We start from the raw sequence: 9,986 nt of genomic DNA, 5'->3' as shown, positions 1-9,986 counted from the left end.
TTTTTTTTGTAATTATGGCTGCTGGGGGGTTAACAGCTAGAAACGGTCAGGATATGATAATTTTGAAATTATTAGATGAAGAACAAGGTGCTTTTTGGGTTTCGGGTGTTTTTTATGCAAGTGGACTTTTAGTAACTTTTATTTCATCCGCCTACTTAAAAAAGATTGATATGGTAAGTTACTAAACAGGTAAAGTCTTTTTCAAATGCCCTATCCTTGCTAAGATAAGTGGCTTTGATGTAAAGCCGATGCCTAATGGGAAGTCAGGATATGCTGTAACCATTGAAAAAAATAAATAATCAAGTAGGGAAATAAGAATAAAAAATCGTGTTAAAAAAGCAGTCAATACAGCTTTTGAAATTGGAGTTAATGCATTTAAAAAAGGTGTAAAGAATTTAGGTGGAGTATTTGGTTTCTAAAAAGGAAAGATTCTCGTATGGACCTGCGTCGGGCTTGATGGGATTAAGTGTCATTCTTATTCCAATGCTAAGTGCGGTTCCCGAATGGTCGTTAAAAATATTTATACTTAATATATGTCTAGCAACTTTTTTGACATTGTTAACGCGATATTTATATGAAAAGATTCCAGAAGAATATTGGTATAACTCGCTTGTTAATTTTTTAATGGCAAGTTCTGTAGGTTTTTATAATGTCACCCCATTTTTAAGAATTACTTATGGCTTATCATTGTTTTGGTTATGTTTATTTCTATACGTATTCATATTTGTATTTACAGTGATTAAGAGGGAAATGATTTTCCAGGCTTTCCATAAGCCTGGAAAATCGAAGCTAGCAATCGGAACGATTATAGTCTTTTTCGTAATAATGGCTGTTGGGGGATTAACAGCTAGAAATGGTCAGGATATGATTATCCTGAAATTATTGGATGAAAGACAAGGCGCCTTTTGGGTTTCAGGTGTTTTATATACAATTGGATTATTAGTAACGTTTATTTCATCTGCCTACTTAAAAAAGATTGATATGGTAAGTTACTGATTTTGAAATTGTGAATGTAAAGAGTGATGGTGGGGATGAAATGTTTAATTTTTCAGGCTTTGTAAAATCATTGGGAGTAGTAATTATCATCTATATTACTGCTTCTTTTATACTTGGATTGTTGCAAGTGAATAATGTAGCTGTCATTCTAACGGTTTTATATATCCTTTGTTACATGTTAAACGGAGTCGTTGCACCGATTTGGAATGAGGAAACACCTTATTTTGCTAGTTTTATTTCTAGTGTTACCTTAACTTTTATGAACATGCTATATGCAGTTTTTGTTTTAGACATAATGGTATTTATTGATCCTGAAACAGTAAATATGGGATTGGTGAGGAATTCCATGATTTCGTTATTTATGACATTTTTGTTTATAAAAATAATGGCTAGGAAAAAGAAGGTTTTAAAATGCTGAGAGATATCGCGGATATATATAACAGAAATTTAATTTCAATTGTAATGCTTAGTTTAATTCTTGTGATACCTGTAACTTATTTTATTTATTCCGCCATTAGTTACTTAAGTTTGTTAGATACAGTGGAATTAAATAACGTAATAGCGATACTTTTGATTATTGCAAATTTTACTGTGCTATTCCCTCCGTTTTTATATATAGCTTTAAATGAACTGAATGATACCTCTATTAAGTTTATTGATTTAGTCAAGGTATTTCCTAGCAAATTTGGATTTACTGCGTTTTTAACTTTACTGTTTTTTCTTATAGCTGTATTTGGCTCCGTTTTATTTTTTATTCCAAGTATTATTGCTTGTATGTTCATATTAATCCTTCCGCTGTTTTCAGATGAGGACTCTATTAGAAAAGCATTGAAAAAGGTTTGGAGAGTCATAAAAAGTGAACATATATTTATTTTAATCGATTTACTCATTATCGTTTCTTTTAATTTATTAGTATGGTCAAGTTTATTGTATTTATTATCAAGCTTTGAAAATAATAATCTTGTTTATATAACCATTCGGGTATTAGTAAATGCGGTAGTTTTTCCACTTATTTATTTTTATTTAGCAATTAAATACCGAAGAGATATGGGAGAAGAATATGGGAACTGAAACAACTGAATGGAGCTTTAAGAAGGTAAATGTCGGATTAGTAGTTGTATTAACGATTGTGACATTTGGGGCTTATTTAGGTTACTGGTTTTTGAGAGAAGGAAAAACATTAAAGGTCATAGATTGTAAAGGATTAATACCAATTAAGCTTTGGTGGGTTTTTATGATATATCTCATCCTTTCTTTCTTTTATAATTTGCTTGGCGAAGTGTTATTAACACCATATGGATTTGCCGTCATATCTTCTGTAGATGTCGTCCTTTCCTTTTACTTCCTCGGATTTCTTTATTATTCAACATTTCGAGTAAGGGATTTACTGGAGGAAAGATTTGAAAATATCACTATTAAACCGTGGTTACTTGTATTATTCCATGTTTGGTACCTTCAATATAAGATTAATAGATTGGAGGGAATAGGAAATGAACATAAGGAAGAAGCCTATGCAGAATGAAAAAGGCTCAGTGAGCATTGAGTTTCTAGGAATTTTACCGTTTTACTTTATGTTTTTTCTTCTGCTTTGGCAGGTTGTGGCTACGGGTTATGCTGTATTCACTGCGAAAACAGCTGTGAACAATGCAGCTAAAACATATGCCGAGACTTATAATCTATATGAAGCGATTGATACAGCAAAAGAGACGTTAGGAACGAGTGGTGTTATTAGCTACAAAGATATACAGAGGTATAACTTGGGGAGTGGAAAGTTTAAATTAGTTCTTTATACAGATCACTCTCTTACGTTTATTCCAAAACAATGGAGAAATAGTGCTACATTGGAATTGGAGCAGGAAGCCATTGGTAAGGTGTTAATCCCATGAAGTATTTGGTTAACGAAAAAGGTCATGCGACCATTTATTTTTTGTGGTTATTGGGAATAGTGGCGGTTATATTTGTACTTACGATTAATATTGTAAAGGTTTATATTGTGAAAGAACATGCCAATCTTGCGGTTGAACAGGCAGCATTAGCTGGAACGGCAGTTTTATTAGATAGAACGAAAAAGGCGGTTGAAGAATTTGATACAAGCCCAACCACAGACTTATTATACATCGATGATAGAAATTATCAAAGATTCCTTGACGATGGTAAAGGTGTGGGAGAACTTATTGAAGAAAAGCAGAATGACTACATAAGCAGTGGGATGGATGAAGCCAATGCGTATATTAAAGCTGCGAACCAAATTTTGCCTATAAGAATCGATAGACATCCCTATTTAAAAAAAGAATTGCGATATACACTTGGCTATTCTAGCTCAGATGCGTACTATATTTTTTCATCCGCCGTTCAAGATATCATTAACCAAAACAAAGCAAAAACGGATGAAACCGAAGTCAAATTTACGGGACTATGGCAAATTGAAGTAAAATCAGCAGTTAAATTTGAATCAATTTCCGATCATAAATTCATTCCTTTATATACTGATAAAATCTATCAAAAAGGATACGGGCCTGCGCTTACATATTTGGGATATGTATATTCATAGTAGAATGTGGGGAAGGCTCTCTTGCTTTGGAGTATGAGAACCATCCCCGAGCTTTATACAAAATGATGCATCCATTAAAGAATGTAGAGGAGTGCAAAGAGGTAGATTGATAATATAGTGTTATTCTAATCTAAATGTAATTGAGTAATGTTTTGTCGAAGGAGGCGATTTAATGGGACTTTTTAGTAAGTTATTTGGGAAAGATGGCACTAAACAACAGAAGGAGGAACATCATGGTTCCGCGCTTGACCTTTTTATTATCTATAAATGGTATACAGATAATGACGAGCAGGCGGATAAATATCAGGATTTAGTAGAAGAACTTTGGGCCTATGATTGTATTGGTGCATATGGAGCGATGTCATCAGAGACAGCAAAACAATACGGTATACCAATGCCAGACTTTCCTGAATACCCAATTATAGGGGTTTTTGACCTTGAGTTTATAAAGGGCTCTACGGAAGGGTACACAAAACCACTTTTTATCTCAACCGAGAAAGATGCGGTAAAGCAATTTCTTAAGGAATACGGGAGAACAAAACACTAATAAATAGGATAGAGAGTTTTGGTAAATGAAATATAAAAATTAACAGTTAAAATATAGTGTCGAATGCGACGCATTTCGTTTAGGGAATAGTGAGGTAGCATATATGAGGATAAAGGAAAATGTCTCAAATGAAATAAATAATCTTATTGAGCAAATTAAAGGAAAACAATCAAGTGATGGAGCTTGGAAGTTACTTCATGTTGAGGCGAATCTTTCATCAACGAAGAGTACCCAATAAGTGAGGTGACCGTATTCAATGAGCGAAAGGATATCAAACAAAATAATTGCGATTCTAATGATTAGTGTCACACTGTTTTGGAATTTGGCTCCAGTCATTAGTTATGCTACTGGCACCTTTATGAAACCAGGGGCACCGATGTCTACAGGTCAGTTTATGACTCCTGGTAAAGCCATTACAGGAGGAACATTCATTGTTCCAGGGCAGGTTTATGAACTAGGTCAGGCTATGGAAGCTGGAAAGATAGATACCGCATCGGGTAAGTCTATCGTACCAAGAACTCATTGGCAGAATTCGATATGGAAAATGCCTCCAGAGTGGCAGAACTCTGCATGGCAAACAGCACCTGAATGGAATTTAAACCAAAATGATAACAATCCGAACAATGGAAATAATCCTAATCAAAATGGACCAAACAAAAATCCAAACAACCCTACTATCACCCCAGATGGATCACAGCCCATTCCAGATGTTCAGCAACTAAGGCCACCATACAACCCAGACTACACAAATCCAGGTATTGCAAAATCAAATGAACTTTTTGAAAATGTAAAGCCGCTAATGACATACACTGAAGCTATTCCAAACGACGATTTGTTTTTCAATTTTAATGATGTGACTATGAAAGACGCTTTGAAAATTACGGCTAAGGATGTAATCGGAGGAACAATCAAAACATCCATCGAGGTTGTTACACAAGATAAGAAAATAACTCCTCAGGACTTTTTGAAAGGTAGGACGGGGATTTTTACAGCGGGTTTTAAAACTTTTACAAAGGGAGACCCGACCGTTGATTTTCTCTATAATTCAAAAGATATTGTTGACGGAGCGAAGGGCATTTACGACAACTACAATACTTATAAGGATTATAAAACGGCAGCCGACCTAGGGAAACTTGGAAACATGGCTGCCGCAGCGGCGAAATATGATGAGATAGCGCAGGCTGGGAAGGCCTTTTCGACAGGAAATGCAGTTGTTTCAGCGATTTCGATGCCATTTACCATCTATGATACGGTAGAGAATGTCGGGAAATTTAAAGGTGCCAAAACCTCTGATGAAAAGTGGGCTTCGGGCATGGACTTAGTTGGAAACGCTGGTTCCATTATATCAGGTGCGGCTGCGGGCGTAGCTCTAATCCCAGGGGCACAGTCAATTGCTGCTGGTATGCTGATTGTCGGCGGTACATTAAGTCTCGTAAGCTTAGGACATAAAATCTATCGCAATAGAGAAAAACTTGTAAAAGACGTTAAGAAAAAGTTCAAAAAAGGAAAGGAAAAGGTAGCTGGATTCTTTAAATCAACTTTTGGAAAATGAGGTAATTCGCGATGATTAACACAAAGCCAACACCAAGACATATTGAAAGTATAAAAAAGTATAAAAAGCTTTTTGAAAAATGGGATATGTGGGATTTTGCCTATTTTGACGGCTCGGAATATAACTTTTTAGTCCAATATTTCGCACCGATTAAAGGAATTAGCGGGTACTTAATTTTAAACTATGCAGGTGATGTAGTTCCTTTATCTCAGGCAAAGCAGCCTTTCTGGCATTTTGTGAACTTTAATACTTTGATTTCCCAGGCTATTTCTGATATCTTGCCGCAAATGAAAAAAACGATGACGCCATTTGAAGAAAGAGTGAGATTATTAAAACAGTATCAGCAGACCTTTAGGGAGCTTTTCCCCATTGAGTCTGCCTCTGTGGATCGAATTATTTTTGAAACAGAAAAAACGCTTGAAAATCCGAAAATACTAAATGACATTTATTATACTTTGTCTGATTATCAGGAGCAAATTCAAAAAGAACTAGGTTATTTTGACCTTAACCTATTGAATAAGGTTAATGAAACTTCTATTCGTTATCCCGCGCTTATGTACACTTATAGTATGAGGGAAAGATCATTAAATAAAGATTATGAAACAGTCGTGAACGTCATTGATCAGGCTGGGGGAAACATTCCATATAAGGCTCGGAAAATAATCAAAAATTTTTTAAGAGCTGCTAGAGCATCAAATAAAGATGCTTTAGAAAAATCTATGAGGCAATTTGAATGGGACGATGAAGGCAATAGGGTTTATATAGATGAAAGCAGATTAGAGGAATCCCTCCTGGGTAAATTTAGGGATGAGGGCTTAAAATATTTTCAAAAAAAAATGGTTAAAAAATTAAGAAATCCATAAAAAGTAGGAGAAAAAATGAAAAGTATTATTTCGGAATCCATTGGGGTTTATATGTGGTAATTTACAAGGATATTACTAAATACTTTGCTGACTCATCTTTCCTTAATGCCCATCTAGGTATTTCTTAAGAAAAGGTAACAGGATTCTTTAAATCACTTTTTGGAAAATGAGGTAATTTGCGATGATTAACACAAAGCCAACACCAAGACATATTGAAAGTATAAAAAAGCATAAAAAACTTTTTGAAAAATGGGATATGTGGGACTATGCCTATTTTGACGGCTCGGAATATTACTTTTTAGTCCAATATTTCGCACCGATTAAAGGAATCAGCGGGTACTTGATTTTAAACCGTGTAGGAGATGTGATGCCTCTATTACGAGTAAAGGAGCCATTTAGGTGTTTCGTGAACTATAATACCTTGATTTCACAGGCCATTTCTGATATTTTACCGCAAATGAAAAAACCGATGAAACCATTTGAGGATTCGGTTAAGCTTTTAAAACAGTATCAACATACCTTTAGGGAACTCTTCCCTATCGAATCTGCTTCTGTAGATCGAATTATTTTTGAAACAGAAAAAACGCTTGAAAACCCCAAAATTTTAAATGATATTTATTATACTTTGGCTGACTATCAGAAACAAATTAGAGATGAATTAGCACGAGTGTTGATTATCCAAAATTAGACAGACTTATCCCTTGGAGAACTTTATAATTTTTGAAAAATAACAGCCATTTCAGAACGCCAGTCAATTGGCAAGTTATCTTTTTGCAGTTGTCTTAGAAAAGAGATAAATGATAACTTTTTGAATATGCGTCCTTCAGCTGTCTTTGAATAAAGCCACTTTAATAGAACATAAGCAATCAAAGCGGCGAAAAGCTGATTAAAAACAGCATTTTCAGTCGTTCCAAATAAAACAGGAACATTTAGGTTCTGTTTAATCCATCGGAAGAACGTTTCGATTCTCCATCTTGCTTTGTACATGTCTGCGATGACTTCAGGTGCTACGTCCACTACATTAGTGACTACACGCATCTCGTTACCGTAATCGTCCTTAAAAAATACCACCCGATGTCGGTTCTTAGAACGGGATTGCTTGGTACCCAGTTGACAAGTAATGTCGCGTGTAATGGGCGAGCCTGCTTGTTCAAGGCGTTGCAAAGCATGTGGTCTAAAAATCTCGACATTTTCTTTTATTCGAATCACGAACTTTTGCTGGTCTTCTGTGAATTGATCAATTCGTTTAATCTTAAAATAGGCTCGATCTTCAACCATGATAAAACGAGAATCGACTAACTGTTCACCAATCGGTCCATCATGTACAAGTCCGGTCGTTTCAACGACCTGAAGTGGCATTTCAGTTAGTGGAGTATAGCTAACATGCAGTTTTATCCCTGCACGTTCTCCGTGATAAAGAGCCCATGGAAGACGTGACTTTCCTACTGTAATGGTAGTGGAGTCTACCAAGAGAAGTTCCTTTGAAATTTTTAATGCTCGGCGTGTCATTCGATTACATTTAGAAACGACTAAATGGAATAATTCTTTCATGATCTTGTAGTCTACATGTCCAGCTTTCTTTGAAATAGTAGAGTGATCAACCTTGGGTAATCCATGTTTATCTCCTACGTCTGCGCACTCTCGATAACTTTTGAACTCATTCATAGCAGCGCAGGTCAAATAATGAATGAGTATGTGTACAGTGAGCTTACGGGCTGTATCCTTATAGCCGATGGCATCCTGAATAACATTGACTTCATCTTCTGAAACAATCTTTTGAAACAAATTGTGGAATGTGGTATTCTTTTTCATGAGGGCACCTCTTCTGTAGTTTGTTGGATTCGCAAACTCCATTCTACAAGAAGGATGTCCTTTTTTGTATTATTTTGCTGGTTTTATTTGGTTAATCAACACGCATGATGAATTAGGTTACTTTGATCTTAATCTATTAAACAAGGTTAGGGAAACTTCTATTCGTTACCCTGCGCTTATGTACATTTATAGTATGAGGGAAAGGTCGTTAAATAAAGATTATGAATCAGTCGTGAACGTCATTGATCAGGCTGGGGGAAACATCCCATATAAGGATCGGAAAATAATTAAAAATCTTTTAAGAGCTGCCGGGGCATCAAATAAAGGTGCTTTAGAAAAATCCATGAGGCAATTTGAATGGGACGATGAAGGCAATAGGGTTTATATGGATGAAAGCAGATTAGAGGAATCCCTCCTGGGTAAATTTAGGGATGAGGGCTTAAAATATTTTCAAAAAAAAATGGTTAAAGAATTAAGAAATCCATAAAAAGTAGGAGAAAAGATGAAAAATATTATTTCGGAATCCATTGGTATGTATTTGCGGGAATTTACAAAGATTGTGCTGCTTTCTATGCTGACGTATCTTCCGTTGCTACTATTCCATGCGTTCCTTGTTAACTATATTTATATGCGAACCCAATTTGCAGAATATCCTGGGTTGATTGGGGATGCGGCAAATGGAATCTTTATGATAATCTTTTTAACAATTGCCCAAGTTCCTTTTATAAAGTTCACACTTCTAGAGATGGAAGGCGAAGATCATGCACTGAAAAGGTCGCTTTCTTTCTCAATAGAAAAGGCCTTGCCGATTTATATTTTTGGCTGTATTTATGCCTTACTTGTTTTTGTTGGCGGACTGCTGTTTATCATTCCCGGATTGATGGTATTACTGCTACTTTATTTTGTTCCTTATTTTATAGCAGATGAAACAAAGAGCTTTAAAGCGGCTATTAAGAAATCTGTCAGATTTTTTAAAATGTATTATATGAAAGCATCCCTAATTATTATTTTGCTGACAGTAATTCAATTATTCTTTGAAAATATTGTTCTTTTCCTACTGTCATTTTATACAAGCGTTTATTTTACTTTGCTTTTAACAAAGATTATTTTATTGGTGCTGATTCTGCCTTTACAAACCATCGTCCTGACAAACGTGTATCTGAAATGGAAGGCGGTTTAGTTAGAGTTAGCGGTCAATACCGCTTTTGAAATTGGAGTTAATGTATTTAAAAAAGGTGTAGGGAAATTAGGTGAGGTATTTGGTTTCTAAAAAGGAAAGATTCTCGTATGGACCTGCATCGGGCTTGATGGGATTAAGTGTTATTCTTATTCCAATAATGAGTGCGATTCCTACATGGTCGTTAAAAATATTTATGCTTAACGTATGTTTAGCAACCTTTTTGACATTGTTAGCACGATATTTATATGAAAAGATTCCGGAAGAATATTGGTATAACTCGCTTGTTAATTATTTTATAACAAGTTCAATGGGTTTTTATGGTGTTACCCCATTTTTAAGAATTACTTATCACTTATCGCTGTTTTGGTTATTTTTATTCTTATACGTTTTCATATTGGTATTTACAGTGTTCAAGAGAGAAATGATTTTTCAGGCGTTTCATAAGCCAGGGGAATCGAAACTTGCAATTGGAACGATTATAGTTT

General features: G+C 35.2%; 15 protein-coding genes. 14 read left to right on the top strand and 1 reads right to left on the bottom strand.

What is annotated here, in order from left to right; all coding sequences use genetic code 11:
• The 11 genes from GX497_01580 to GX497_01530 all read left to right on the top strand — a co-directional run.
• On the top strand, positions 1–185 hold a 185-nt coding region (locus GX497_01580), incomplete at its 5' end, for a hypothetical protein (GenBank protein ID HHY71926.1).
• 223 nt (positions 186–408) lie between these two features.
• Positions 409–996: a hypothetical protein gene (locus tag GX497_01575; protein HHY71925.1), complete on the top strand. Its 588-nt coding sequence runs from the start codon at positions 409–411 to the stop codon at positions 994–996.
• Between the two features lie 40 nt (positions 997–1,036).
• Positions 1,037–1,414, top strand: coding sequence for a hypothetical protein (locus GX497_01570; protein HHY71924.1), 378 nt, complete (start codon positions 1,037–1,039; stop codon positions 1,412–1,414).
• Positions 1,408–2,067, top strand: a complete 660-nt coding sequence (locus GX497_01565) for a hypothetical protein (protein HHY71923.1) — start codon at positions 1,408–1,410, stop codon at positions 2,065–2,067. Before GX497_01570 ends, GX497_01565 begins: the two co-directional genes overlap by 7 nt.
• Entirely contained in the window at positions 2,057–2,518 is a 462-nt protein-coding gene (locus tag GX497_01560) for a hypothetical protein (protein HHY71922.1), read from the top strand. Before GX497_01565 ends, GX497_01560 begins: the two co-directional genes overlap by 11 nt.
• The gene (locus GX497_01555; GenBank protein HHY71921.1) at positions 2,487–2,882 is read left to right on the top strand and encodes a pilus assembly protein; all 396 of its coding nucleotides are present in this window, start codon (positions 2,487–2,489) and stop codon (positions 2,880–2,882) included. The genes GX497_01560 and GX497_01555 overlap by 32 nt, the downstream gene beginning before the upstream one ends.
• Positions 2,879–3,547 (top strand): hypothetical protein, encoded by a 669-nt coding sequence (locus GX497_01550; GenBank protein HHY71920.1) that lies wholly within the window; start codon positions 2,879–2,881, stop codon positions 3,545–3,547. The genes GX497_01555 and GX497_01550 overlap by 4 nt, the downstream gene beginning before the upstream one ends.
• Before the next feature lie 172 nt (positions 3,548–3,719).
• Positions 3,720–4,094, top strand: coding sequence for a hypothetical protein (locus GX497_01545; GenBank protein ID HHY71919.1), 375 nt, complete (start codon positions 3,720–3,722; stop codon positions 4,092–4,094).
• 256 nt (positions 4,095–4,350) lie between these two features.
• The gene (locus GX497_01540; protein ID HHY71918.1) at positions 4,351–5,646 is read left to right on the top strand and encodes a hypothetical protein; all 1,296 of its coding nucleotides are present in this window, start codon (positions 4,351–4,353) and stop codon (positions 5,644–5,646) included.
• An 11-nt stretch (positions 5,647–5,657) separates the two neighbouring features.
• Entirely contained in the window at positions 5,658–6,509 is an 852-nt protein-coding gene (locus GX497_01535; protein ID HHY71917.1) for a hypothetical protein, read from the top strand.
• A gap of 181 nt (positions 6,510–6,690) precedes the next feature.
• Positions 6,691–7,197, top strand: a complete 507-nt coding sequence (locus GX497_01530) for a hypothetical protein (protein ID HHY71916.1) — start codon at positions 6,691–6,693, stop codon at positions 7,195–7,197.
• A gap of 23 nt (positions 7,198–7,220) precedes the next feature.
• On the opposite strand, the gene GX497_01525 is transcribed toward GX497_01530, so the two are convergent.
• Positions 7,221–8,321 carry an IS4 family transposase gene (locus tag GX497_01525; protein ID HHY71915.1) on the bottom strand — a complete coding sequence of 367 codons (1,101 nt, stop codon included), beginning with the start codon at positions 8,319–8,321 and terminating at the stop codon, positions 7,221–7,223.
• 64 nt (positions 8,322–8,385) lie between these two features.
• On the opposite strand from GX497_01525, the gene GX497_01520 reads away from it, so the two are divergent.
• The 3 genes from GX497_01520 to GX497_01510 all read left to right on the top strand — a co-directional run.
• Positions 8,386–8,808: a hypothetical protein gene (locus GX497_01520; protein ID HHY71914.1), complete on the top strand. Its 423-nt coding sequence runs from the start codon at positions 8,386–8,388 to the stop codon at positions 8,806–8,808.
• Positions 8,809–8,823: 15 nt separating this feature from the next.
• Positions 8,824–9,501 (top strand): hypothetical protein, encoded by a 678-nt coding sequence (locus GX497_01515; GenBank protein HHY71913.1) that lies wholly within the window; start codon positions 8,824–8,826, stop codon positions 9,499–9,501.
• Between the two features lie 70 nt (positions 9,502–9,571).
• Positions 9,572–9,986, top strand: a 415-nt coding sequence (locus GX497_01510; protein HHY71912.1) for a hypothetical protein, incomplete at its 3' end; no start/stop codon positions are given.

Source organism: Bacillus sp. (in: firmicutes) (assembly GCA_012842745.1).
GTDB lineage: Bacteria > Bacillota > Bacilli > Bacillales > Bacillaceae_J > Schinkia.
This window is presented reverse-complemented; position numbering and strand designations above follow the sequence as displayed.

Excerpts from the sequence above, each read along its gene's own strand:
- GX497_01570 (HHY71924.1), top strand. The coding sequence starts at position 1,037 with ATGTTTAATTTTTCAGGCTTTGTAAAATCATTGGGAGTAGTAATTATC.
- GX497_01565 (HHY71923.1), top strand. The coding sequence starts at position 1,408 with ATGCTGAGAGATATCGCGGATATATATAACAGAAATTTAATTTCAATT.
- GX497_01560 (HHY71922.1), top strand. The coding sequence starts at position 2,057 with ATGGGAACTGAAACAACTGAATGGAGCTTTAAGAAGGTAAATGTCGGA.
- GX497_01555 (HHY71921.1), top strand. The coding sequence starts at position 2,487 with ATGAACATAAGGAAGAAGCCTATGCAGAATGAAAAAGGCTCAGTGAGC.
- GX497_01550 (HHY71920.1), top strand. The coding sequence starts at position 2,879 with ATGAAGTATTTGGTTAACGAAAAAGGTCATGCGACCATTTATTTTTTG.
- GX497_01545 (HHY71919.1), top strand. The coding sequence starts at position 3,720 with ATGGGACTTTTTAGTAAGTTATTTGGGAAAGATGGCACTAAACAACAG.
- GX497_01540 (HHY71918.1), top strand. The coding sequence starts at position 4,351 with ATGAGCGAAAGGATATCAAACAAAATAATTGCGATTCTAATGATTAGT.
- GX497_01535 (HHY71917.1), top strand. The coding sequence starts at position 5,658 with ATGATTAACACAAAGCCAACACCAAGACATATTGAAAGTATAAAAAAG.
- GX497_01530 (HHY71916.1), top strand. The coding sequence starts at position 6,691 with ATGATTAACACAAAGCCAACACCAAGACATATTGAAAGTATAAAAAAG.
- GX497_01525 (HHY71915.1), bottom strand. The coding sequence starts at position 8,321 with ATGAAAAAGAATACCACATTCCACAATTTGTTTCAAAAGATTGTTTCA.
- GX497_01515 (HHY71913.1), top strand. The coding sequence starts at position 8,824 with ATGAAAAATATTATTTCGGAATCCATTGGTATGTATTTGCGGGAATTT.